This window comes from Sphingobium sp. LB126 (genome assembly GCF_002795205.1).
In the GTDB taxonomy this organism is placed as follows: Bacteria; Pseudomonadota; Alphaproteobacteria; order Sphingomonadales; family Sphingomonadaceae; genus Sphingobium; species Sphingobium chungbukense.
This window is the reverse complement of record NZ_NETV01000001.1, coordinates 3,074,844-3,097,297: the sequence shown is the minus strand read 5'-3', so window position 1 is coordinate 3,097,297 and position 22,454 is coordinate 3,074,844. Positions and strand designations below refer to the sequence as shown.

General features: G+C 64.0%; 23 protein-coding genes, 1 tRNA gene, 1 other RNA gene and 1 pseudogene. 10 read left to right on the top strand and 16 right to left on the bottom strand.

Features of this window, described 5'->3' with window-relative positions:
• Positions 1-5: 5 nt before the first annotated feature.
• From CAF53_RS15185 to CAF53_RS15125, 12 genes are all read right to left on the bottom strand, one after another.
• Positions 6-536 carry a hypothetical protein gene (locus CAF53_RS15185; protein ID WP_046762759.1) on the bottom strand — a complete coding sequence of 177 codons (531 nt, stop codon included), beginning with the start codon at positions 534-536 and terminating at the stop codon, positions 6-8.
• The gene (gene hisI / locus CAF53_RS15180) at positions 523-906 is read right to left on the bottom strand and encodes a phosphoribosyl-AMP cyclohydrolase (protein ID WP_046763249.1); all 384 of its coding nucleotides are present in this window, start codon (positions 904-906) and stop codon (positions 523-525) included. The genes CAF53_RS15185 and hisI overlap by 14 nt, the downstream gene beginning before the upstream one ends.
• A 65-nt stretch (positions 907-971) precedes the next feature.
• A tRNA-His gene (locus CAF53_RS15175) sits at positions 972-1,048 on the bottom strand.
• 278 nt (positions 1,049-1,326) lie between these two features.
• Positions 1,327-1,599, bottom strand: a complete 273-nt coding sequence (locus CAF53_RS15165) for an HU family DNA-binding protein (protein ID WP_013846598.1) — start codon at positions 1,597-1,599, stop codon at positions 1,327-1,329.
• Positions 1,600-1,776: 177 nt separating this feature from the next.
• Positions 1,777-4,173: an endopeptidase La gene (gene lon / locus CAF53_RS15160; protein WP_046762758.1), complete on the bottom strand. Its 2,397-nt coding sequence runs from the start codon at positions 4,171-4,173 to the stop codon at positions 1,777-1,779.
• Between the two features lie 129 nt (positions 4,174-4,302).
• On the bottom strand, positions 4,303-4,626 hold the full coding sequence (locus CAF53_RS15155; RefSeq protein ID WP_046762757.1) for a YbaB/EbfC family nucleoid-associated protein: 324 nt from the start codon (positions 4,624-4,626) through the stop codon (positions 4,303-4,305).
• A complete protein-coding gene (locus CAF53_RS15150) occupies positions 4,623-6,233 on the bottom strand; it encodes a DNA polymerase III subunit gamma/tau (protein WP_100238512.1) in 1,611 nt (536 codons plus the stop codon). Before CAF53_RS15150 ends, CAF53_RS15155 begins: the two co-directional genes overlap by 4 nt.
• Positions 6,234-6,338: 105 nt before the next feature.
• Positions 6,339-6,436: signal recognition particle sRNA small type (gene ffs, locus CAF53_RS15145), an RNA gene on the bottom strand.
• A gap of 67 nt (positions 6,437-6,503) precedes the next feature.
• Positions 6,504-7,418, bottom strand: coding sequence for an SGM family class A beta-lactamase (gene blaSGM / locus CAF53_RS15140; RefSeq protein WP_242443484.1), 915 nt, complete (start codon positions 7,416-7,418; stop codon positions 6,504-6,506).
• An 18-nt stretch (positions 7,419-7,436) separates the two neighbouring features.
• Positions 7,437-7,772 (bottom strand): 2Fe-2S iron-sulfur cluster-binding protein, encoded by a 336-nt coding sequence (locus CAF53_RS15135; protein WP_046762755.1) that lies wholly within the window; start codon positions 7,770-7,772, stop codon positions 7,437-7,439.
• Positions 7,773-7,790: 18 nt separating this feature from the next.
• Positions 7,791-8,879: a cysteine desulfurase family protein gene (locus CAF53_RS15130; RefSeq protein ID WP_100238844.1), complete on the bottom strand. Its 1,089-nt coding sequence runs from the start codon at positions 8,877-8,879 to the stop codon at positions 7,791-7,793.
• Positions 8,876-9,913, bottom strand: a complete 1,038-nt coding sequence (locus CAF53_RS15125) for an aminotransferase class V-fold PLP-dependent enzyme (protein WP_100238510.1) — start codon at positions 9,911-9,913, stop codon at positions 8,876-8,878. The genes CAF53_RS15130 and CAF53_RS15125 overlap by 4 nt, the downstream gene beginning before the upstream one ends.
• Positions 9,914-10,054: 141 nt before the next feature.
• On the opposite strand from CAF53_RS15125, the gene CAF53_RS15120 reads away from it, so the two are divergent.
• The gene (locus tag CAF53_RS15120) at positions 10,055-10,711 is read left to right on the top strand and encodes an alpha/beta hydrolase (RefSeq protein WP_046762752.1); all 657 of its coding nucleotides are present in this window, start codon (positions 10,055-10,057) and stop codon (positions 10,709-10,711) included.
• A 135-nt stretch (positions 10,712-10,846) separates the two neighbouring features.
• Entirely contained in the window at positions 10,847-11,932 is a 1,086-nt protein-coding gene (locus CAF53_RS15115) for an HPP family protein (protein ID WP_046762751.1), read from the top strand.
• Here CAF53_RS15115 and CAF53_RS15110 read toward each other — a convergent pair.
• A complete protein-coding gene (locus tag CAF53_RS15110; RefSeq protein ID WP_046763248.1) occupies positions 11,929-12,126 on the bottom strand; it encodes a hypothetical protein in 198 nt (65 codons plus the stop codon). The two genes, CAF53_RS15115 and CAF53_RS15110, sit on opposite strands and share 4 nt — an antisense overlap.
• 102 nt (positions 12,127-12,228) lie before the next feature.
• On the opposite strand from CAF53_RS15110, the gene rpiB reads away from it, so the two are divergent.
• The 4 genes and pseudogenes from rpiB to CAF53_RS15090 form a co-directional block, all read left to right on the top strand.
• A complete protein-coding gene (gene rpiB, locus CAF53_RS15105) occupies positions 12,229-12,666 on the top strand; it encodes a ribose 5-phosphate isomerase B (protein WP_100238509.1) in 438 nt (145 codons plus the stop codon).
• A gap of 11 nt (positions 12,667-12,677) precedes the next feature.
• Positions 12,678-13,991 (top strand): serine hydroxymethyltransferase, encoded by a 1,314-nt coding sequence (glyA, locus tag CAF53_RS15100; RefSeq protein WP_100238508.1) that lies wholly within the window; start codon positions 12,678-12,680, stop codon positions 13,989-13,991.
• 6 nt (positions 13,992-13,997) lie between these two features.
• The gene (nrdR, locus tag CAF53_RS15095; protein WP_013040447.1) at positions 13,998-14,459 is read left to right on the top strand and encodes a transcriptional regulator NrdR; all 462 of its coding nucleotides are present in this window, start codon (positions 13,998-14,000) and stop codon (positions 14,457-14,459) included.
• Between the two features lie 10 nt (positions 14,460-14,469).
• Positions 14,470-15,180: pseudogene (locus CAF53_RS15090) on the top strand (RNA methyltransferase); the annotation flags it as partial.
• 39 nt (positions 15,181-15,219) lie between these two features.
• Here CAF53_RS15090 and CAF53_RS15085 read toward each other — a convergent pair.
• Positions 15,220-15,516 (bottom strand): chorismate mutase, encoded by a 297-nt coding sequence (locus tag CAF53_RS15085; RefSeq protein ID WP_100238506.1) that lies wholly within the window; start codon positions 15,514-15,516, stop codon positions 15,220-15,222.
• Positions 15,517-15,693: 177 nt separating this feature from the next.
• Between CAF53_RS15085 and rpsD the strand changes: the two genes are divergently transcribed.
• Positions 15,694-16,308, top strand: a complete 615-nt coding sequence (rpsD, locus tag CAF53_RS15080) for a 30S ribosomal protein S4 (RefSeq protein WP_100238505.1) — start codon at positions 15,694-15,696, stop codon at positions 16,306-16,308.
• A 66-nt stretch (positions 16,309-16,374) separates the two neighbouring features.
• Here rpsD and CAF53_RS15075 read toward each other — a convergent pair whose 3' ends face one another.
• Positions 16,375-18,360 carry an alpha/beta fold hydrolase gene (locus CAF53_RS15075; protein ID WP_100238504.1) on the bottom strand — a complete coding sequence of 662 codons (1,986 nt, stop codon included), beginning with the start codon at positions 18,358-18,360 and terminating at the stop codon, positions 16,375-16,377.
• A 120-nt stretch (positions 18,361-18,480) separates the two neighbouring features.
• Between CAF53_RS15075 and CAF53_RS15070 the strand changes: the two genes are divergently transcribed.
• Positions 18,481-20,136 carry a M28 family metallopeptidase gene (locus CAF53_RS15070; RefSeq protein WP_100238503.1) on the top strand — a complete coding sequence of 552 codons (1,656 nt, stop codon included), beginning with the start codon at positions 18,481-18,483 and terminating at the stop codon, positions 20,134-20,136.
• Positions 20,137-20,433: 297 nt separating this feature from the next.
• Here CAF53_RS15070 and CAF53_RS15065 read toward each other — a convergent pair whose 3' ends face one another.
• Positions 20,434-20,955 carry a lysozyme inhibitor LprI family protein gene (locus tag CAF53_RS15065; RefSeq protein WP_100238502.1) on the bottom strand — a complete coding sequence of 174 codons (522 nt, stop codon included), beginning with the start codon at positions 20,953-20,955 and terminating at the stop codon, positions 20,434-20,436.
• A gap of 158 nt (positions 20,956-21,113) precedes the next feature.
• Between CAF53_RS15065 and CAF53_RS15060 the strand changes: the two genes are divergently transcribed.
• Positions 21,114-22,097 carry an agmatine deiminase family protein gene (locus tag CAF53_RS15060; protein WP_100238501.1) on the top strand — a complete coding sequence of 328 codons (984 nt, stop codon included), beginning with the start codon at positions 21,114-21,116 and terminating at the stop codon, positions 22,095-22,097.
• The gene (locus tag CAF53_RS15055) at positions 22,098-22,451 is read left to right on the top strand and encodes a DUF3147 family protein (RefSeq protein WP_046762743.1); all 354 of its coding nucleotides are present in this window, start codon (positions 22,098-22,100) and stop codon (positions 22,449-22,451) included.
• Positions 22,452-22,454 lie beyond the last annotated feature (3 nt).

The window sequence follows — 22,454 nt, the reverse complement described above, 5'->3', positions numbered from 1 at the left end:
TCCGGTTAATCGGCCTGGCAGAGTGGACCGCCGCTGCTGTCGCGTAGCTGCAAGGCGGATGCGACATCGCTCGTCACGCGCGGGAAGCTGACGCCTTCCAGCGTCCCCCGACCCTTGCAGACATCCGCGCATTTCATGTCGACCACGCCGGGCAGCGATATCTGGTCGCCGTCATATTGGGCCACCACGATGCAATGATCGCTGCGGGAAAAGCTGAGGATCAACTTGTCGCCCGCGCGGCGCGCCGATCCCCTGCCCACGCAGCTTTGATCCTCGCCGAAGGTTGCTTCCAGGCCGAAACGATAGTCGCCATTCTTCGCCGGGATCACGCAGAGGGCGTCGCGGCCCGCCTCATGGGTGCGTTGGTAGAGGCCGATGGCCGGGATTTTCGCGGCATCGGCGATCACGCCGGTTTCGATGGCCGCGCGTTCGAGCCCCGAACTGGTCTGGACGCCCGTTTCATGCCGCTCAGGAGACGCAGCTTCGCGCTGGCATGCCGCGAGCAGGAACAGCGCGCAAAGGCTAGTCAGCCGCATCGGCGCTCGGCTCAACCGGCGTCAGGCCGTCCGGGCCGATGTGGCGGAAGAAGCAGGAACGCGCCCCGGTGTGGCAGGTGGGACCGGCCGGGACCGCCTTCACCCAGACCGCATCCTGATCGCAATCGATGCGGAGATCGCGGACTTGCAGCATGTGGCCGGAGGTCTCACCCTTCTTCCAGAGCGATTGGCGGCTGCGCGACCAGAAATGGGCAAGGCCCGTGTCGACGGTCAGCTTCAACGCCTGCGCATTCATGTGCGCGACCATCAACACCTCGCCGCTGTCCACATCGGTCACGACGGCGGTGATCAGGCCGTCCCTGTCATATTTGGGATTGAGGGTCAGCCCCATGTCGCGCGCATCATCCATGGAGGCGCTATAGAGCGCGCCGGGCTTCATGCGAAGCCCTGATTATCAAGGGATAAGAGAGAAAATGGGGCGATCGACGGGATCCGAACCCGCGACCTCCGGTACCACAAACCGGCGCTCTAACCAACTGAGCTACGATCGCCACAGGGGCGTTTGCCCCGAGAGAAGGGCCACATATGCGGCCCATACCCCGCCGTCAAGCGGCCTGATCGGAGAAAATGGCGCGAGGCAAAAATAAAAAAGAAAAGGGGCGAAGAGCTGGGCGCCCTCCCCCCTTTTCCAACCCTTCAAATCAGCGCGCGCCACGGGATTCTCAACTCCCTGCTGCTGCGCCATTCTCTCCGTAAAACTTTCGCCAACCGCGATGCCGGCTCTGGAAACTGGCAAGGGCGCCCGTGCAGAAGAGCGCCCTTGAAACTCTTAGTTAACCGAGTCCTTCAGGCCCTTGCCGGCCTTGAACTTGGGCTGGGCCGAAGCCTTGATCGTCATGGTCTCGCCGGTGCGCGGATTGCGGCCGGTAGAGGCCTTGCGCTGCGAAACTGAAAAGGTGCCGAAACCGACCAGGCGAACTTCGTCGCCCTTCTTGAGCGCCCCGGTGATCGCGTCGAAAACGCCTTCGACGGCCTTGCTAGCGTCGCTCTTGCTCAGGCCGCTGCTTTCAGCGACCGCGCCGATAAGATCCTGCTTGTTCATGCCTTGGGAACCCCCTTCTAGCTGGTTGGATAAGTTTAGGAATCGCGGCGTAGGCGCGGCAATAAGGCCCAGCTTTCGGGGCTTGTCAAAGGGAAAGCGGCGTCAGCGGCTACTCAGACAAGATTTTAAGCCAAAACCTCGTCGAACAACCGCCGAACGCCGCTTTCATCACCCAGATCAATGCCGGATGGAGGCTTCCCCATCCCGGCCCTGCGCCGGACTGGGTTGGGCAGCGAGATCGTCTTCCTCCGTCCAGGCGATCGCCTCCGGCTTGGAGATCAGCGCGCGGGCCAGCACCTCATCGACATGGGACACCGGAACGATCTCCAGCCCTTCCTTGATATTGGCCGGGATCTCGGCGAGGTCCTTCTCATTTTCCTGCGGGATCAGCACTGTCTTGATACCGCCGCGCAGCGCCGCGAGGAGCTTTTCCTTGAGGCCGCCGATCGGCAGCACCCGCCCGCGCAGCGTGACTTCGCCGGTCATCGCCACATCCTTGTGAACAGGGATGCCGGTCAGCGTCGACACGATGGTCGTCACCATGCCGATGCCCGCCGACGGACCGTCCTTGGGCACCGCGCCTTCGGGAAGATGGATGTGGATGTCCTTGCGGGTGAAGATGCTGGGCTTGATCCCGTAACCGGGCGAGCGCGCCTTCACGTAGGAGAAGGCCGCCTGAACGGACTCGTTCATGACCTCGCCCAGCTTGCCGGTGGTCCTGATCGCGCCCTTGCCGGGCACGGTCACCGCCTCGATGGTCAGCAGTTCGCCGCCCACCTCGGTCCACGCCAAGCCCGTCACCGCACCGATCTGATGCTCCTCCTCGCCCACACCGTGGCGGAATTTCCGCACGCCGGCATAGTCCGCCAGATTTTCCGGCGTGATCGTCACCTTCGCATAGGCGCCTTCGAGGATCTTGCGCAGCGCCTTTCGGGCGAGGCGCGCCACCTCCCGCTCCAGCGTGCGGACGCCGGCTTCGCGGGTATAATAGCGGATGAGGTCGCGGACCGCTTCCTCGGTGACTTCGAACTCGCCTTCCTTGAGGCCATGGGCGTCGATCTGCTTGGGCAGCAGGTGCCGCTGGGCGATCTCGACCTTCTCATCCTCGGTATAGCCCTCGAGCCGGATGATCTCCATGCGATCGAGCAAGGGCTGCGGCAAATTCAGCGAGTTGGCGGTCGTCACGAACATCACGTCCGAAAGATCGACATCGATCTCCAGATAATGATCCTGGAACTTGCTGTTCTGTTCGGGGTCCAGCACCTCCAGCAGCGCGGAAGCCGGATCGCCCCGGAAATCCTGACCCAGCTTGTCGATCTCATCCAGCAGGAAGAGCGGGTTCATCGTCCCGGCCTTCTTGAGGTTGGTCACGATCTTGCCGGGCAGCGAGCCGATATAGGTCCGGCGGTGGCCGCGGATTTCCGCTTCGTCGCGCACGCCGCCCAGCGACTGGCGTACGAATTCGCGGCCCGTGGCTTTCGCGATGCTGCGGCCAAGCGAGGTCTTGCCGACGCCCGGAGGGCCGACGAGGCACAGGATCGGCCCCTTCAGCTTGTTGGTGCGCGCCTGAACGGCCAGATATTCGATGATCCGGTCCTTGACCTTCTCCAGCGCGAAATGATCCTCGTCCAGGATCGCCTGCGCCTTTTTGAGGTCGGTCTTGACCTTGCCCTTCTTGCCCCAGGGCAGGCCGAGCAGCACGTCGAGATAGTTGCGCACGACCGTCGCTTCGGCGGACATGGGCTGCATGCCCTTGAGCTTCTTGAGCTCCGCCGTCGCCTTGGCGCGGGCTTCCTTGCTGAGCTTGGCCTTGGCGATCTTTTCGGTCAGTTCGGCAAGTTCGTCGCCTTCCTCGCCTTCGCCATTGCCCAGCTCGCGCTGGATCGCCTTCAACTGCTCGTTCAGATAATATTCGCGCTGGGTCTTTTCCATCTGCCGCTTCACGCGGCCGCGAATCTTCTTTTCGACCTGGAGTACCCCCAGTTCGCCCTCCATGAAGGCGAAGACCATCTCCAGCCGCTTGACCGGATCGGCTTCGACCAGCAGCGACTGCTTGTCGGCCACCTTGACGTTGATATTGGCGGCGATCGCGTCGGCCAGGCGGCCCGCATCCTCGATCTCGCGCAACTGCACCGGCGTTTCGGCGGGCAGCTTCTTGTTGAGCTTGGCGTAATTTTCGAACTGCTCGGCCACCGAACGCATCAGCGCGGCGGCTTCCGGCCCTTCGGCGGCCAGTTCCTCGACCTCGGTCACATCGGCAACCATATGGCCATCGGCATTGGCGATGCCGCCAAGCCGGGCGCGCTGCTTGCCCTCCACCAGCACGCGGACCGTGCCGTCGGGCAGCTTCAGCAATTGCAGGACCACGGCTATGACGCCGGTATCGTAGAGCGAATCCTGACCCGGATCATCCTCTGCGGGGTCGAGCTGGGAAACGAGGAAGATTTCCTTGTCGCCTTCCATCGCCGATTCGAGCGCGGACACGCTTTTGTCGCGGCCTACGAACAGCGGCACGATCATCTGCGGGAAGACGACGATGTCGCGCAGGGGAAGAAGGGGATATTGCGTAGTCATTCACTCTCCGGGGTGTTCATTCCACCCAGTCATGCGGTTCATCGCCTTTATGGGGATGCTCGTCGCATGGTTCAATCATGCCTTATCGATCCGGAATGATGAATAAGGGCTGATCTGCCACAGTTTTGATCAGAAAGGCAGCTTGAAGCCGGGGGGCAGCGGCAATCCGGCGGTCATCTTGCCCATTTCGGCGCTGGAAACTTCATCGGCCTTTTTCCGCGCATCGTTGAAGGCTGCGGCGATCAGGTCCTCCAGCATCTGCTTTTCCGACACGGCCAACAGGCTGTCGTCGATGGAAACGCCGGTGATGCGCCCCTTGGCCGAAGCCCGGACCTTCACCAGGCCGCCGCCTGCCGCGCCCTCCACCTCGATCTTGTCGAGATTGTCCTGCGCGCGTTGCAGTTCCTCCTGCACGCGGCTCGCCATGCCCAATATTTCGTTCAGATCCTTCATTGCTCTGCACTCCATTGTTCAAGCTCATCGCTGAGCTCGGCATCGGGGAAAGCGGCCATCGCCGCCTTGACCACCGGGGTTTCCATGATGTCCGCGCGGGTCTCCGCCGCCTTGCGCATCTCCTGTTCCAGCAGGGTCGGCGCGGCGGGGCCTTCGACCGGAGTGACGCGCCAGGCCGTTCCGGTGACCTCGCGCAGGGCCGGAGCCAGTCGTCCGGCGAAATCCGACGGCAGCGAAGGCGCCGGCACATAGTCCAGTTCCGGAGGGGCATAACGGACAACGCCGACACAATCATGCAGTTCCTGCGCGAGCTGGCCCTTGCCGCGCTGCCAGAAGGCTTCGATCAGTTGCTCGAAGCTGGCGGGGAGTTGGGTGGCAGGCGCGCCTGACGTCGCCGCCGCTGCGGGCGCCTGACCGGCGGTGGCAGCAGGAACACCTTCGCGCAGCAGGCGGGCGATCTCGCCCGGATCGGGCATGGTCGCCGCGTGCATCACGCGCAGCAGCGCCATTTCACAGCTTTCGATCGGGAGCGCGGCGCTCGCGACCTCGTCATGGCCCTTGAGCAGAAGCTGCCAGAGGCGGTGCAACGGCGGGAAACCCAATTGTGATGCCCAGTCGGCCAGCGCTTCGCGTTCCTCGGCGGACTGGCCAGGATTGGCGATGTCGCGCCCCGCCTTGACCAGCGTGACGGCATGGACCAGTTCGAGCAGCCCGCGCATCAACGACAGCGGCTCGACGCCCAGCGCATATTGGTCGCGGACGGCACCGAGCAGTGCGCCGGTGTCACCCTCCAGCAAGAGCCCCAGCAGACGGCGGGTCGATCCGCGATCGGACAGGCCCAGCATCTCGCGGACCTGAGCAGCGGTGACCATGGGCGCGCCTTCGCCCATTTCCGCATGGGCGATCGCCTGGTCGAGGATCGAGAGGCCGTCGCGGGCGGAGCCTTCGGCGGCCTGCGCGATCAGGGCCAGCGCATCGGGCTCGGCGGCGACCGATTCCGCCTCGACCACATGGGCGAAGTGGGAAGCCAGCAGTTCCGCCGGGATGCGGCGCAGGTCGAAGCGCTGGCAACGCGACAGGACAGTCACCGGCACCTTGTTCACTTCGGTCGTGGCGAACAGGAATTTCACATGCGCGGGGGGTTCCTCCAGCGTCTTCAGGAGCGCGTTGAACGCGTTCTTGGACAGCATGTGGACTTCGTCGATGATGTAGATCTTGTAGCGGGCCGAGACGGCGGCATAGCGCACTGCCTCGATGATCTCGCGCACGTCGTCGACGCCGGTATGGCTGGCGGCGTCCATCTCCACCACGTCGATGTGGCGGCCTTCGGCGATCGCCATGCAGGGTTCACAGACCCCGCAGGGATCGATCGTGGGACCGCCCTGCCCGTCCGGGCCAATGCAATTCAGCGCCTTGGCGATCAGGCGGGCGGTGGAGGTCTTGCCCACCCCGCGCACGCCCGTCATCAGGAAGGCATGGGCCAGGCGCCCGCGACGGATGGCATTGCCCAGTGTCTGGACCATGGCATCCTGCCCGATCAGTTCGCGGAAATTGCGCGGGCGGTATTTGCGCGCGAGGACGCGATAGGGCTGGGGTGAATCGGACATTCGGTCAGTCTAGCGGCTTGGAGCGAGGCTGTCGAAGCCGGAAAGCCTTTGAAGGGCGGGATTTGTTTCGCTGCCGGATGCGACCGGCCGACGCCGCGATCATGTGGAGGTGGGAGCCGGAACGACCCGCAGCGAAATCACTGTGGCTGCTTCCGTCAGGACCTGACCAGGTTCGCGACGACTACGTCCGCCCGACTCCCGGCGCGGCATATGGCGAAAGGTGCAAGGGAAGGCAAGGGCCTAGAAGATCGACTTCCGGCGAGGCGGATTTCATTCGAGTCCCGTTTTCTGCGCCTTTCCAACGAAATCCAGGGCTGCGCGGGCGGTTTCGGCGATCGCTGCCTCGGCCGCCTTGGCATCGACGGTGGGCCGGTCGAGATAGATGGCGAGGATATATTCCTCTCCCGAAGGGGCCTTCACCAGGGCGACGTCATTATAGGCCGTACCGCAGCTTCCGGTCTTGCTGCCGGAAATCCAGTCCTTGGGAAGGCCCGCCTTGATGCGGTTGCCGCCGGTCGTGCTGGCATTGAGCCAGCCGCGCAGCTTTTCGGCGCTTTCCGGCTTCAGATCACGGAAGATCAGGCGGCCCATCAGGCCCGCCATGGCGGCGGGGCTGGTGGTGTCGCGCTCGTCACCCTCGGCATTTTCATTGAGAGCCGGCTCGGTGCGGTCGAGGCGCGTCACCATATCGCCGTGGGCGCGGACATATCGGGTGAGGCCTTCAGGGCCGCCGATCATCGGGAGCAGCAGGTTCGCGGCACTGTTGTCGCTGACTTCCACCGCGGCGGCGGCCAGCTCCTCCATCGACATGCGGCCGCGCTTGGCGTTCTTCCTGACGACCGGGGCATAGTCGAGGAGGTCGGCCTTGGTGAAGCTGATCTGGCCTTCGAGCCCGAATTTGCCGCCTTCCGCGCCTGTCAGGACGGCGGCGGCGAGCGGCGCCTTGAAGGTCGAGCACATGGCAAAGCGCTCATCCCGGTTGAAGCCCAGGATCAGCGCCCCCTTGCTGTCGACCAGCGCCACGCCCAGGCGGCCGCCGGTTTCGGCCTCGATCTCCTTGGGATTGCGAACGGATTTCATCGCCGATTCGCTGACCATGTAACGCGGCGCGGGCGGCAGAAGCGACTGGCGCGGGGTTTCCTGCTGCGCCGACGCCGAGGCCGCGAGCAGCAGGGACGCGAGAATCAGGCGCTTGGGCAAAATTCACATCCCCTGCATATTGTTGAATTCGCCGGGAATGCGGACCGTCAGGCTTTCAAGCTTCTCATCCAGCACGATCTGGCAGGACAGGCGACTGGTGCGGGTTGCGGCGGCGGCGAGGTCGAGCATATCTTCCTCATCCTCGCTGGCCTTCTTGAGCTTCGCGAAATCGGCGGCATCGACGATCACATGGCAGGTGGAGCAGGCCATCTGCCCTTCGCAGGTACCTTCCAGCGGTTGGCCGGCCGCCTGGGCGACATCCAGCAGGACCGATCCCGCCGGCGCTTCGACTTCCTGCTTATGCTCTCCATCCGCACTGATGAAGACTACCCTGGTCATGGTGCGACGTTCCCCGATTTACGGCGCCGACCTTTCGGCTGCCTCATTCACTATCCCTGCTGCATCCTCCAGTTCGGCCAGCGTCGTATACCGGCCGAAGCCGATTCGCACCGATCCACGCGCCTCGGCGTCTGACAGGCCGAGTGCGCGAAGCACATGGCTAGGCCGCCCGGACCCACTTGCGCAAGCGCTGCCAAGCGAAAAAGCGACATTGCGGCAATCGGAGAGCAATCTTGCGCCGTCGACTCCCGCCCGGCGGAGGTTCAGATTGCCATGATAGCGCCGATCCGCGCTGCCGTTGAGCGTCCATCGGGAAAAGAGGGCGCGGGCGGCTGTCCAGAGCGATTCGACATGGGCGCCGTCGGTTTCCGCGCGCTCGCGCATCAGGCGGGCGGCAGCGCCGAAACCCGCGCAGAGGGCAGGCGACAGGGTGCCCGAACGCAGGCCCCCTTCCTGTCCGCCGCCATGGATGATGGGGGTCAGGGTCACGCCATCCCGCAACCAGAGCGCGCCAATGCCCTTGGGCCCATGGATCTTGTGGGCACTGATCGCGATCATGTCGCATGAGTCCGGGATGGGCACGCGGCCATAGCCCTGCACCGCGTCGCACAGGAACAGCGCGCCCGCCCTATGCGCGAGGTCCGCGAGCTCGGCGATGGGCTGGATGACACCGATCTCATTGTTCACCAGCATCGCCGCGACCAGCGCCACGCCGGGGCGGATGGCCCTGGCGGCTTCGTCCAGGTCGACGAGGCCGTCGGTGCCCACGGGGAGGATGGTGATGTCGCGCCCTGCCCTGCCCTGTGCCTCGACCGTGTCGAGGACGGCGGCATGTTCCGTCGCGATGGTGACGATGCCGCCGGGCGGGGCGCCCTGGATCGCCATGTTCAGCGCCTCGGTGGCGCCGGAGGTGAAGAGGAGACGGCCGCCTTCGGGCAGGAGCTTGAGGATTTCGGCGCGGGCGATTTCCACCTGCGCGGTGACGGCACGGCCCAGGCGGTGCGGGCTGTGGGGGTTGGCGAACTGGTCGCGGAGCAGCGGGACCATGGCGTCAAAGGCTTCGGGCGCAAGAGGCGTGGTCGCCTGATAATCGAGATAGATGGTCATCGGGCGCGGGCCGCCATGCGGGTCCATTGGGCGATGAAGCGATCCATGTCGGCTTCGCAGGTGCCGGGGCCGAAACTGACGCGGATGACTTCGCCCGCCTGCGCTTCGTCCCAGCCCATGGCGTGGAGCACGTGGCTGGTCTTGAGCGAGCCGGAGGAACAGGCGCTGCCCGCCGAGACGGAAATGCCCACAAGATCGAACTGGATGAGTTGGGCGCGCGCGGAGACGCCGGGCATACGGTAGCTGGCGATGGTCGGGATGCGCGGTGCATCACGGGCGACGATCTGGCCGCCCGACGCTTCGATCGCGGCATCGAGTCTGGCGCGGAGGGCAGCGGCCCGGGGAAGCCAGTCGGTGCGGGCTTCGAGCGCCGCGGCCATGGCGAGAACGGCCGGAAGATTCTCGGTGCCTGCGCGATAGCCCTGTTCCTGACCGCCGCTGGCATGGATGAGGGCGAGATCCTTGATCAGCAGCGCGCCTATGCCCGGAGGACCGCCGAACTTGTGCGCGCTGATGGCGATCATATCGGCGTCGGGGAGCGGGAGCTTGGCGGCGCTCTGCGCGCAGTCGGCAAAGAGGATCGTGCCCTGACGATCCATTTCCTTCAGGGGCTGGATGACGCCGGTTTCGTTGTTGACGTGCTGGACAGCGAACAGTGCCTCATCCAAAGGGCGACCGAAGGCGATGCGGCCTTCCGCCGTCACGTTCAGCCTTTCGGCTCGTGGGGTGACGCGCAGGACCGAATCATGTTCCACCGGCGAGGTCAGGATGCGCTTCGCCTTGGCGCGGGTCAGGCCGATGGCGATGGCTTCGCTGGCGCCGGAGGTGAAGATGATCGGCCCGTCCCACCCCAGCGCACCGCCGATCCGGCGGCGGGCATCCTCCAGCGCGGCGCGGGCGGCCCTGCCGTCGCCATGCGGGCTGGAGGGGTTGGACCAGCTTTCCAGCGCCGCGACCATCGCGGCCTTCGCCTGGGGCAAGATGGGCGTGGTGGCGGCATGATCCAGATAGAGACGGTCGGAAGTGCGGCCCAAGAAACACTCATTGATTGCGGAAATGGTGGCGACTTCTATATAGGCGGTCTGTCGCGCAGCGCCAGCATATGATGCTGCGCCGTCTCCATTCGCGGCTCGCCCTGTTTTGGGGTTGGGCCGCCCAGAACCATAACAGGTGCCATGCCCGACGTAATCTTTCCCGGTCCCGAAGGTCGCCTCGAAGGCCGCTTCAGTCCCCCGCCCCGCCCCCGCGCACCGGTCGCGATGATCCTGCATCCCCACCCCCAGGGTGGCGGCACGATGAACGACCGCATCACCCAGGCGCTCTATAAGACCTTCGTGCGGCGCGGTTTCGCGGTGCTGCGGTTCAACTTCCGCGGCGTAGGGCGCAGCCAGGGCACGTTCGACAACGGCATTGGCGAACTGTCCGATGCCGCCGCCGCGCTCGATTGGGTGCAGAGCTTCCATCCGGAGGCGCAGACGACATGGATCGCCGGCTTCTCCTTCGGCGCGTGGATCGGCATGCAGTTGCTGATGCGGCGGCCGGAAATCCGGGGCTTCATCTCGGTCGCGCCGCCGGCGAACATGTATGACTTCTCCTTCCTGGCGCCCTGCCCTTCCTCGGGCATCATCGTGCAGGGGACGGCCGACGAGGTCGTGACCGCCAGCGCCGTGCAGAAGCTGGTCGACAAGCTGCGCACCCAGAAGGGCATCACCATCCATCATGACGAAATCCGTGGCGCGAACCACTTTTTCGAGCATGAGCTGGAGCAGTTGATGAAGTCGGTCGACAATTATCTCGACATGCGGTTGTCGCCGGATTCGCCGATCCGTTGAGTTCGGCCGGGATTTAAGAGAATGAGGGGCTGCTGCGGCGGCCCCTTTTCTTTTGCGGCGCGGCAAGCAGATATTGAAGCGCCGAAGAAAATTCGCGCTTGGCCTGAAAGATCAGCCGCCTTAGCGGCGCCCGGCATGAGCGAACCAAAGAATGACGTCCGCCTGATCTGGAGCCGCTATTACAGCGCCTTCATTCCTGCACCGGCAGGGCCGGGCTTTCTGGACCGGTTGAAGGCGGCGAGCGGAGCCATTGGCGGGATCGCCGTCACCGGCCTGCTCTGCGGATTGATGCTGGGGAACGGGATCGCCCATCCGCTGCTGGTGGCGCCGATGGGCGCTTCGGCCGTGCTGCTCTTCGCTGTTCCAGCCAGTCCGCTGGCCCAGCCCTGGCCGGTCCTTGGCGGCAATGTGGTATCGGCATTGGCTGGGATCACCGTGGCGAAGCTGATCTCCGATCCGACGATCGCGGCCGCGCTGGCGGTCGGATTCGCGATTGGAGCCATGTCGCTCTTCCGTTGCCTTCATCCCCCGGGCGGCGCGATTGCGCTATCGACGGTGCTGGGCGCCACCCATGGCGCGCCAAGCTACCTGTTCGCCTTCATACCGGTGGCGGTGAACACGGCGCTGCTCGTGGCCGTTGCGATCCTGTTCCATCGCATGGTGGGGCATAATTACCCCCATATCGTGTCGAAGGCGCCCAGTCCCCACGACACGAGCGACCCCGCTCCCCTGCTGCGCACGCCGTCGGAGCAGGATGTCGAGGAAGCACTGCGCGCCTATGGCGAGGCACTGGACGTCGATGCCGCCGACTTACAGGCCGTCCTGCACGATGCGGAGATGCGCGCAGCCGAGCGGACCCATGGCCGGCTGCGTTGCGGCGAGATCATGTCGCGCGACGTGATCTCCGTACGGGAAGGCCAGCCGGTGGCCGAGGTGCGGGAATTGCTCCATGACCGGCGGCTGCTGTCCTTGCCGGTGCTGGACAATGGCGGGCGCGTGCATGGCGTGGTGGGCCCGCTGGACCTCGCACGACAGGGTGAGCGCGCGCGTGACATCGCTTCGGCACCTTATGTCGTGCATGTCGATACGCCGGTGGCGGCTCTGCTGCGTCCCTTGACGGGTGGAAAGCGGCGCGAGGCGATCGTGGTGGATGACGACCGGATGCTGCGCGGCCTCATCACCCAGACCGATCTGCTGACCGCCTTGGCACTCCGGGTTTAACGGCCGCCGTTTTCCAGCATGGGAAGATCCGGGCCGGGAATGGCGGTGATGGCGACATTGGCGAACATCACCAGCCCCGCGACGATCATCAATGTACCACGCTTGCGGTCGCGTTTCTTCACGACGGCATAGATGCCGCCGCCGGTCAGCGCCATGCCCGCCAGCATCAATATGGATAAAATCGTGCCTGCCATGAGGCAGGCCATAGGTTGGCAGGTGGACGGTGGCAATATTGCAGCGCACCCCCTAATAGGCGCGAGAACGAATCACCTTTTGCGTGACAGGACAACTTAGCCGTGAAAATAGCCCTCGCTTCCGATCACGCCGCCGTCGATCTGAAGGCGGAACTCGCAGACTGGCTGCGCTCCGAAGGCCATGAGGTCGATGACCTGGGTCCGGCAACCGCGGACCGCGTGGATTATCCCGATTTCGGTTACAAACTGGCGACAGCCATAGCATCGGGCGCCGCCGAGCGTGGCATTGCGCTGTGTGGATCGGGGATCGGTATTTCGATCGCCGTCAACCGCAACCCCGCCTGTCGTTGCGCACTGGTTTCGGAACCTCTGTCGGCGGCGCTTTCCCGCGAGCATAATGACGCCAACGTCCTTGCCCTGGGCGCGCGCCTGACTGGCGTGGACATGGCCAAGGCCTGCGTCGCCGCCTTTCTTTCCACCGAATTCGGCGGTGGCCGCCATGCTGGCCGCGTCGAGAAACTGTCCCAGCCTGCGCTGTAAGGAGACTTTGCATGAGCACAGCCACCCTCTCCCCCCTGTCCGAAATCCGTTCGGAAGGCTATTTCACGCGCAGCCTGGCCGATGCCGATCCGGCGGTCTTCGCGGGCGTGACCAAGGAACTGAAGCGCGAACAGAACCAGATCGAGCTGATCGCCTCGGAAAATATCGTTTCGAAGGCGGTGCTGGAGGCGCAGGGTTCGGTCTTCACCAACAAGTACGCCGAGGGCTATCCGGGCAAGCGCTATTATCAGGGCTGCGCGCCGTCGGATGAGGTCGAGCAGCTCGCCATCGACCGTGCGAAGCAGATCTTCAATTGCGGCTTCGTCAATGTGCAGCCCCATTCGGGCGCGCAGGCGAACGGCGCGGTGATGCTGGCGCTGACCAAGCCGGGCGACACCATCATGGGCCTGTCGCTCGACGCCGGTGGCCACCTGACGCATGGCGCCAAGCCCGCGCTGTCGGGCAAATGGTATAATGCCGTGCAATATGGCGTGCGCGAGGACACGCATGTCATCGATTATGACGCTCTGGAAGCGCAGGCGATCGAGGCCAAGCCGACCCTGATCATCGCTGGCGGTTCGGCCTACCCGCGTCACCTCGACTTCGCGCGGTTCCGCGCGATCGCGGACAAGGTGGGCGCGCTGCTGATGGTCGACATGGCGCATTTTGCAGGGCTAGTGGCCGGTGGCGCGCATCCCACCCCCTTCGGCCATGCCCATGTCGTGACCACCACCACGCACAAGACCCTGCGCGGTCCGCGTGGCGGCATGATCCTGACCGATGACGAAGCCATCGCGAAGAAGATCAATTCGGCGGTGTTCCCCGGCCTTCAGGGCGGGCCGCTGATGCATGTGATCGCCGCCAAGGCGGTGGCTTTCGGCGAGGCGCTGCGTCCCGAATTCAAGACCTATGCCCAGGCGATCGTCACCAATGCCCAGGCGCTGGCGGGCAAGCTGGAGCAGCGCGGCTTGGCCGTGGTGTCCGGCGGCACCGACACGCATCTGGCGCTGATCGACCTGCGCCCCTATGGCATTTCGGGCAAGGATGCGGACGAGGCGCTGGAGCGCAGCTTCATCACCTGCAACAAGAATGGCGTGCCGGGCGACCCGTTGCCGCCGACCAAGACCAGCGGTATCCGCGTGGGTTCCCCCGCGGGAACGACGCGCGGGTTCGGAGTGGCGGAATTTGAAGCCATTGGCGACATGATCGCGGACGTTCTGGAAGGGCTGCGCGATCATGGTGAGCATGGCGACGCCGCCGTGGAAGCCAATGTGCGCGAGCGCGTGTCGGCCCTCTGCGCCCGTTTCCCGATCTACGAAGGGTAAGACCGCTTGCGCTGCCCTTTCTGTGCCCATGACGACAGTCAGGTGAAGGACAGCCGCCCGACGGAGGATGGCGCCGCCATCCGCCGCCGGCGGCAGTGCGAAGCCTGCGGCGCGCGCTTCACCACATTCGAGCGGATACAGCTTCGCGACATCTGGGTGGTGAAGAGCGAGGGGCGCAAGGAAGCGTTCGACCGCGACAAGCTGGCGCGCTCCATCGGGATTGCCTGCCGGAAACGGCCGATCGATCCCAGCCGTCTGGAAAAGCTGATCTCCGGCATCCAGCGGCAATTGGAAACCAGCGGCGACGGCGAAGTCCCGGCGCGGGCGATCGGCGAGATGGTGATGGAGGGGCTGAAACGCCTCGACAGCGTCGCCTATATCCGCTTCGCCAGCGTCTACAAGGATTTCACCGACGCGCGGGATTTCGAGGATTTCGCCTCGACCGTGAAGGAAGTCGGCAGTGACTGAGGCTGCGGCCCCGCCGCCCGTCATCGTTCTGGTTCGGCCCCAGCTCGGCGAGAATATCGGCAAGGCGGCGCGGGCCATGCTGAATTTCGGACTGACCGAAATGCGGCTGGTATCTCCACGGGATGGCTGGCCCAATCCCGATGCGGGGCCTTCCGCGGCTGGTGCCGATGTGGTGCTGGACAAGGCCGAGGTTTTCGAGACGCTGGCCGATGCGGTGGCCGATTGCGCCCATGTCTATGCGACGACGGTGCGCAAGCGGGGCGTGACCAAGCCGGTCGTGACGCCGGACGAGGCCGCAAGGGAAATCCATGCCGCTTCCGGGCGCTGCGCCTATGTGTTCGGGCCGGAACGGTCGGGGCTGGAGACCGAGGATGTGGCGCTCGCCCGCAAGATCCTGACCGTGCCGATCAATCCCGAATTCGGGTCGCTCAATCTGGCGCAGGCGGTGATCCTGTGCGCCTATGAATGGTCGAAACAGGCCGGGCTGGAGCAGCCGACCGTGGTCGATCTGGGCGAACCGGCGCCACAGGCGGAACTGGAGGGGATGATCGGGCAGTTCGAGACATTGCTCGAAGGCGCCGGCTATTTCTTCCCGCCCGACCGTGCGCCCGCAACCAAGCGGACATTGCGCAACCTGCTGACCAAGCCGGGCTGGAACCATCTGGAGGTGCGGACCTTGCGCGGCGTCCTGTCGGCTCTGGGCAATCCGCGAGCGCGCTAAAGGTCGAACGATGGGCCAGGGCTCCTGCCCTCGCGCACGTCAGCCCTTGAGGCTGTCGAACGCCGCCATCTCATAAGCGATCGAAGCTTCGACCAATCGATCCCACAACTCGGCCATCACGTCGGCGGGGGCACCGAGCCGTTCGGCTTCGGCGCGGACATTTTCGATGACCTCAGCCTTGCGGGGCTCGTCGCGCACGGCCGCGCGTGTCGGCTTGATCCGGGCGGCGGCGCGCATATGGGCGAAGCGCTGGTCGAGCAGCGCGACAAGCTGACGGTCGATTTCGTCCACCCCTGCGCGGACTTCGGCCATGGTGGTGTAGCTTTCGGGATTCATGGCCCCGCTGACTAAGCCCGGAAACAAGCCCTGTCGAGGGTTGACATGGCGCCATCGCTTCGTCATAGGCGCCGCTTCGCGATTGGCCCCGCATCCCGGTGAAGCGGTGGCCCTGCCCCCTTGCGGCAAGCAGGCGATGACCGGGAACAACGTAGTTAGCAAATCGAAGGATGGAATATGTCGAAGCGTTCCAGCGCGAAGTACAAACTCGACCGCCGCATGGGCGAGAACATCTGGGGTCGCCCCAAGAGCCCGGTCAACAAGCGTGAATATGGCCCCGGCCAGCACGGCCAGCGCCGCAAGGGCAAGATGTCCGACTACGGTATCCAGCTGCGCGCCAAGCAGAAGCTGAAGGGCTATTACGGCAACATCACCGAGAAGCAGTTCAAGAAGAGCTACATCGAGGCCGCCCGCATGAAGGGTGATACCGGTCAGAACCTGATCGGCCTGCTCGAGCGCCGTCTGGACGCCGTGGTCTATCGCGCCAAGTTCGCGCCGACCATCTTCTCGGCCCGCCAGATCGTTTCGCACGGCCACATCTATGTGAACGGCGTGAAGTGCAACATCGCCAGCCGTCTGGTGAAGCCGGGCGACGAGATCACCCTGGGCAAGAAGGCGCAGGAAATGGCGCTGGTCCTGGAAGCGCAGAGCCTGCCCGAACGCGACATCCCCGACTATGTGTCGCCCGATGGCGCCGCCAAGGTCACCTATGTCCGCGTTCCGTCGCTGGACGAAGTGCCCTATCCGGTGAAGATGGAACCCAATCTGGTCGTCGAATTCTATTCGCGCTGATCGGCGGCGAATATCGAAACAGGGAAAAGGGGCGGTCCCATCGGACCGCCCCTTTCTTTTTGCCGGTCAGGGGTTGGCGGGCGACAGGTGAAGGGCGTCGCGCAGGAAGCGGTCGGCACGGTCGAGCATCTGGCTTCGCACCTGACCATCGACCAACTGATGGTCCAGCCCCTTATATTCGACCAGTTCGACCGACTTCCCCTTGCCGCGCAGCCGCGATGCCATCAGGCGGGATTCGGACACGGATACATTCTGGTCGAGATCGCCGTGGAACAGAAGGACCGGCGCGGCGAAGACATCGGCGTGGCGCGCGGGCGAACCAGCCTGCGCCACCGACAGATCACCGAACATCGCCTCCAGCGTGCTGGGGCTGAGATCGCTTTTCCATTCGGCCTGCAGGTCGCCAAGGTCCGTCACAGGAGCGATGGCGACGATCGCCTTGAAGAGTTGCGGATCCACCACCGCGGACTGAAGCGCCGCATAGCCGCCATAGGACCAGCCCACGATCGCCAGCCGGGACGGCGCCGCAATGCCCTGCCCGATCAGCCATTTGCCCGCATCGTTGATGTCCCCGATCGATTGCTGCCAGGATTTGAACCCGCTGCCGCCCAGCCATTCCGTCCCGAAGCCCGTCGAACCACGGAAATTGGGCTGAAGCACGGCATAGCCCTGATGCGCGAAAAACTGGGCCAGCCAGTCGAAGCCCCATTCGTCCCGCGCCCAGGGACCGCCATGCGGCATGACGATCGCCGGCAGCCCCTTGCCATCGCTGCCGGGCGGCAGGGTCAGATAGGCGGGAATGGCTGTGCCGTCCGACGCCGGAAAGCTGATCGATCGGACCGGGGACAGCTTGTAGCTCCCTAATGCGGCCTGCATCGGGGCGATCTCTGCCAATTGCCTGGTCTGCTTGTCGAACAGATAATATTTGCCGGGATCGACGTCGCTGGTGGCCAGCAGGACCAGCTTGCTCTCATCCTCGCTACTGTCGACAAAGGTGACGAGCGGCGCATCGGGAAGCGCCTTTGCCAGGGCCGCGGCGAATTTCTTGAGCTCCGGGTCGAACATCACCGAATGGCGGCGGTCCGTGACCCAACTGACGCCGACCACGCGCCGATGGCGACCGATGCGGATCAGATCGTCGACATCGACACCAGGCTGCTCGAACACGAGTTCCTTCTTCATGCTGCCGTCCAGGTTGATGCGATAGATACCCTCCCGGCCGTTCACCGCCTCGCTGCCATAGACGACGTCCAGGGCGGGATCGACAGAAGCGGCCTGGAACCCGCTGGCGACGATGCCGGAAACCGATTGCGTCGAAAGCGGCAGCCATTCCCGGCTGTCCTTCTTGCGATAGAAATAATCATAGCGATGACCGCCATAGCCCATATTCGTCGTCGGACGCGTCACCATGATGCGGACATTGCCATGGCCGTCGGTGATGTAGTTTACCGCATTGCCACGCGGCGGCTCGACCGCGGTGCGGACCAGGCTGTGCGTATTCACCCGCTCAACCCCAAGCCCCTTGCGTTGATCGGCGTTCAGCTTGCCCGTAGTCGTTTCCGGCAGATAATAGCGGTCCATCAGAACCGTATCCTCTCCATCCTTGCCCAGCCAGTCGATAATGTCCCCACCCGCCAGGACGAAGCCCAACTGATCGGAACTGCCACGTGCGCTGACGATCTTGGGTTCGCCGCCGTCGGCATCGACCGCCAGCATCCGCGTCCACCCATGCCTTTCGCCATAGATCAAACTGATCATATAGGCATTGCAGACGATCCTGGCGTTGCTCGACCAGGCGCAACCGAACAACCGGTCTTCCTTGCCATCCGACACGAGCACCGGCTTGGGTTCGGCGCTACCGTCAGCGCGGACGACGGATACGACCGAACCGCGCCCGACCAGCGGTTCGACCAATGCCAGCGACTTTCCATCCGGCGAGATGCTGACATCGATGATCGGACGCGATCCGAATGCCTTGGCGGCATCGCTTTGCGCATGGGCCGGCGCGGCAAGCGCAACCAATGGCAAATAATTCAGAAACTTCAATTGCATGAAAACTCCCCCCAATGGGGTCAGAAATATATACGATCGTAAAACTGTCAACGACCCATGCTTGCCGGGCCCGTCGCGGGGTGTCATCATCGCACGGGTCCCCCTGTCGAGGTTCCCCCGATGCGCTTGTCCTTCACCCAGATCACGTTGCCACTCGTCACGCTGTCCTGCGCCCTGTCCGCCTCCGCCGCGTCATCCGCCGATGGCCCTTCGATCGACACGATGAAGGAGGTGGTGAAGGAAATCTCCTCCGACGCCTATGAAGGGCGGGCGCCGGGAACCGTGGGTGAGGAAAAGACGCTCTCCTATCTGGTCCGGCGGTTCGAGGCGCTGGGGCTGAAGCCCGGCAACAAGGGAAGCTGGTTCCAGGACGTGCCGCTGGTCGAGATCGATGCGAAGAATGTGTCGCCGCTCCGTTTCAGCGGCGGAAAGACAGTGGTTTCCGCGGATTACGGCCCGGAAATGGTCATCGCCACCTATCGCACCGGCCAGTCGCATATCGAGATCAAGGATAGCCCCGTGGTCTTCGTCGGCTATGGCATCAACGCGCCGGAGAAGAAGTGGAACGATTATGCCGGCGTCAATGTGAAGGGCAAGACGGTCGTCATCCTGGTGAACGATCCCGACTATCAGAACCCGACGCTGCGCGGACCGTTCAGCGGACGGGCAATGACCTATTATGGCCGCTGGACCTACAAGTTCGAGGAAGCCGCGCGGCAGGGTGCGGCGGCGGCGATCATCGTGCATGACACGGTGCCCGCCGCCTATGGCTGGAATGTCGTGCAGTCGAGCTGGACCGGGGCGCAGCATGTCGCGGACAGTGCCAATGGCAATGCCGATCAGTCCGCCGCGATCGGCTGGATGCAGAAGGACAAGGCGGCGGCGCTGATGGCGAGCGCGGGGCTGAACCTCGACACGCTGATGGCGGCGGCGAAGAAGCGCGGATTCAAGGCGATGCCGCTCAAGGGCGTGAAGGCCAGCGTCTCCTTCGACAATGCCGTTCGCAAGCATAGTTCGAAGAATGTCGTGGCGCTGCTGCCCGGCAAGACGCGACCTGACGAATATGTGCTTTATGCCGCGCATTGGGACCATCTGGGCCATTGCAAGGCGGCACCGGACGGGGATGACATCTGCAATGGCGCCATCGACAATGCCACCGGAACGGCGGCGCTGGTGGCCCTGGCGGAGGCGAATATGAAGGCCGGGCCGACCGATCGCAGCCAGGTCTTCCTGGCGGTGACGGCGGAGGAATCGGGGCTGCTGGGGTCGGCCTATTATGGCAATCATCCGGTCTTCCCGCTGGGACAGACGGTGGGCGGCGTCAATATGGACGCGCTCAGCATGGCGGGGGTCGCGAAGAATGTCGTCGTGATCGGCAAGGGCAAGTCGCAGCTCGACGCTTATCTGGACAAGGCGCTGGCCGCGCAGAAGCGGGTCGCCAGTCTGGAGCCCACACCGGAAAAGGGCTTCTATTACCGCTCCGACCATTTCAGCTTCGCCAAGCATGGCGTGCCGATGCTCTATTTCGAGGGTGGGCAGGATCTGGTGAAGGGTGGCCCGGCTGCGGGCGCCAAGGCGGCCAAGGATTATGAGGAGCATCGCTATCACGGCCCCAAGGACGAATATGATCCCAAATGGGACTGGAGCGGCGTGAAGGCCGACCTCAAGCTTTACTATGATGTCGGGCGGGCGCTGGCCAACACGACCGACTGGCCCAATTGGATGCCGGGCGACGAGTTCCGGGCTATCCGTGACAAGAGCCGGGCGGGGAAGTAACGGTTTTCCGCCATTTTTTGGGGAAACACGCGCCGAAGTTCACACTGCATGCGCGCGCGTGGCTGCGCGCGCATATGCGTGAGGGCGCGATTGGCCGGACGTTTCAAAGAGCGATGCGGAGATAGGTCGGGCGGCGCGGAATAGGACAGGCAGAATTCCGCCTCGTTGGAGAAATAGGATGATTTTTAAACCACTTGTTGCCAATTTGACACACATCATGAGCGCCAGGTTCCCGTTGATGATCCTATCGGTGGGGGGTCTTAAGGCGACAAGTTTCAGGCGTTCACAAAAGCCAAGTCATAGACCATCGACAGTGAAAATCTTTCCCCAGTCTTCGGCCAGTGCTTCAAGTTCGAGGGTGCGGTAGGCCGCGTGGTCCGATAGGCACATATCGCGAGCGAAGCGGTGGAAAGTGCCACCCTCGCTTAACGCTGCCTGCATTTCACAGTCAGTGCTATTCCAAGCATCCCAGTGCTTTTCACTCTCAGCTAACAGAGCAATGAGCCGGTCTGGCGAATGAAAGTTCGCAGAAACCTGTTGCGCGGCCATAAGTTGCTTTGCAACTGTCGCGCGCCGAGCTTCCCACGCCAAACGGGAAAATGTCGCACAATCGTTCATCGCTCTCTGATAGGTTCCATGCTCATTTTCACAGATATCTAATGCGCGGCGCACACAGCCCAGGGGATCAGAGAGTGCGCGGCGTGCCTCTGTAAGACACTCCCCGACTACTGCCTTGGCGCTGGCACGGCCATAGTCGTCTATCCATCTGTCAGGGTTGGTGGCCAAAGCCGCAACGAGCAATCCAACAGCCACGCTCATGAATGCCCCCTACTTCACTATGGTAGGTTGCATTATCGACACATGAGCGGCCAGTCCGCAACCCACCCCAAATCAGCCATTCCTCATAATGTCTCTGGAATGCGTAGCGCGATCCTGTAGAGGGCGCGGTGGATACCCCGCAAACAGGAGCCAAGCCCATGACTTTCCGTATGCCAGCCGAATGGGCGCCGCATGACTGGACCTGGATCGGCTTTCCCACCAATCCCGATGAGTGGCCTGGCGCGTTCGACGATGCCCGGCAGCAGATCGCGGATTTCGCCAGTGCGCTCCATGCCGGGGGCAAGGGCGAGGACGTGCGGCTGGTGTGCGCCCAAGAGAGCGATGCGGAAGTCGCGCGCGGGCTGGTGGCGCCGGGCGTCTCCATCGTCGTGCAGAAGCTGGGCGATGTCTGGCTGCGCGACACGGCGCCGATCGCGGTGAAGCGGGGCGCGGAGCGGGCGCTGGTGGATTTCGGCTTCAATGGCTGGGGCGGCAAATATCAGATGCCGGGCGACGAGGATATCGGGGCGCGGCTGGCGGCGATGACGGGGCTGCCGACTTCCACCCAGCATTGGGTGTTCGAAGGGGGAGCGGTCGATACCGACGGCACCGGGCTGTTCGTGACGACCGAGCAATGCCTGCTCCATCCCAACCGCAATCCGGAACTGGACCGGGGCAAGATCGAAACCCTGCTGGCCGGATCGCTGGGGCTTTCCGACATGCTGTGGCTGGGCGATGGGCTGCTGAACGACCATACGGACGGCCATGTCGACAATCTGGCGCGCTTCGTGGCGCCGGGCGTGCTGGCTTTGCCTGAAGCGAGCACCGACGACGATCCCAATGCGGCGATCTATGCCGATGCGCGGGCGCGGGCCAAGGCCTTCGGCGTGGAGGTGGCGTCGATCCCCTCCCCCGGCCGCGTGGTCGTGGACGGAGAGATCATTCCGGCGAGCTACATGAATTTCTATGTAGGCAATGCCGCCGTCATCGTGCCCATCTATGGCCAGCCCAATGATCAGGCGGCTCTGGATGCGTTCAAACCCTTCTTCCCCGGCCGGGAGATTGTCGGATTGCGCAGCGATGCGATCCTGTCGGGTGGCGGCAGCTTCCATTGTTGCAGCCAGCAGATGCCGTCGGCCTGAATGAGCGCGATGCTAGCGCTGCGGGCGCTGATCTCCGGGATCATCATCGCCATCGTCTCGGTGGTCTCGCGGCGCTATCCGGGGCTGGGCGCGCTGATCGCGTCGCTGCCGCTGATTTCGGTGCTGGGGATGATCTGGCTGTGGAACGACCGGCCCGACGCGGAGAATATGGCGCGCCATGCCGAGGCGACATTCTATTATGTCATCCCCTCCCTGCCGATGTTCCTGCTGATCCCGATGCTGCTGCGGCGTGGGGTTGGCTTTGGTCCTGCGCTGATCGCGGGTTGCGTGCTGACGATCCTGCTCTATCTCCTCACAGTTGCCATTGCCGCCCGGATGGGCATTCGTCTTTAGGGT

Bases quoted from the DNA above. Each gene is read 5' to 3' on its own strand.
- CAF53_RS15185 (WP_046762759.1), bottom strand. From the start codon at position 536: ATGCGGCTGACTAGCCTTTGCGCGCTGTTCCTGCTCGCGGCATGCCAG.
- hisI (WP_046763249.1), bottom strand. From the start codon at position 906: ATGGATGATGCGCGCGACATGGGGCTGACCCTCAATCCCAAATATGAC.
- CAF53_RS15165 (WP_013846598.1), bottom strand. From the start codon at position 1,599: ATGAACAAGCAGGATCTTATCGGCGCGGTCGCTGAAAGCAGCGGCCTG.
- lon (WP_046762758.1), bottom strand. From the start codon at position 4,173: ATGACTACGCAATATCCCCTTCTTCCCCTGCGCGACATCGTCGTCTTC.
- CAF53_RS15155 (WP_046762757.1), bottom strand. From the start codon at position 4,626: ATGAAGGATCTGAACGAAATATTGGGCATGGCGAGCCGCGTGCAGGAG.
- CAF53_RS15150 (WP_100238512.1), bottom strand. From the start codon at position 6,233: ATGTCCGATTCACCCCAGCCCTATCGCGTCCTCGCGCGCAAATACCGC.
- CAF53_RS15135 (WP_046762755.1), bottom strand. From the start codon at position 7,772: ATGACCAGGGTAGTCTTCATCAGTGCGGATGGAGAGCATAAGCAGGAA.
- CAF53_RS15130 (WP_100238844.1), bottom strand. From the start codon at position 8,879: ATGACCATCTATCTCGATTATCAGGCGACCACGCCTCTTGCGCCCGAA.
- CAF53_RS15120 (WP_046762752.1), top strand. From the start codon at position 10,055: ATGCCCGACGTAATCTTTCCCGGTCCCGAAGGTCGCCTCGAAGGCCGC.
- CAF53_RS15115 (WP_046762751.1), top strand. From the start codon at position 10,847: ATGAGCGAACCAAAGAATGACGTCCGCCTGATCTGGAGCCGCTATTAC.
- CAF53_RS15110 (WP_046763248.1), bottom strand. From the start codon at position 12,126: ATGGCAGGCACGATTTTATCCATATTGATGCTGGCGGGCATGGCGCTG.
- glyA (WP_100238508.1), top strand. From the start codon at position 12,678: ATGAGCACAGCCACCCTCTCCCCCCTGTCCGAAATCCGTTCGGAAGGC.
- CAF53_RS15085 (WP_100238506.1), bottom strand. From the start codon at position 15,516: ATGAATCCCGAAAGCTACACCACCATGGCCGAAGTCCGCGCAGGGGTG.
- rpsD (WP_100238505.1), top strand. From the start codon at position 15,694: ATGTCGAAGCGTTCCAGCGCGAAGTACAAACTCGACCGCCGCATGGGC.
- CAF53_RS15075 (WP_100238504.1), bottom strand. From the start codon at position 18,360: ATGCAATTGAAGTTTCTGAATTATTTGCCATTGGTTGCGCTTGCCGCG.
- CAF53_RS15070 (WP_100238503.1), top strand. From the start codon at position 18,481: ATGCGCTTGTCCTTCACCCAGATCACGTTGCCACTCGTCACGCTGTCC.
- CAF53_RS15065 (WP_100238502.1), bottom strand. From the start codon at position 20,955: ATGAGCGTGGCTGTTGGATTGCTCGTTGCGGCTTTGGCCACCAACCCT.
- CAF53_RS15060 (WP_100238501.1), top strand. From the start codon at position 21,114: ATGACTTTCCGTATGCCAGCCGAATGGGCGCCGCATGACTGGACCTGG.
- CAF53_RS15055 (WP_046762743.1), top strand. From the start codon at position 22,098: ATGAGCGCGATGCTAGCGCTGCGGGCGCTGATCTCCGGGATCATCATC.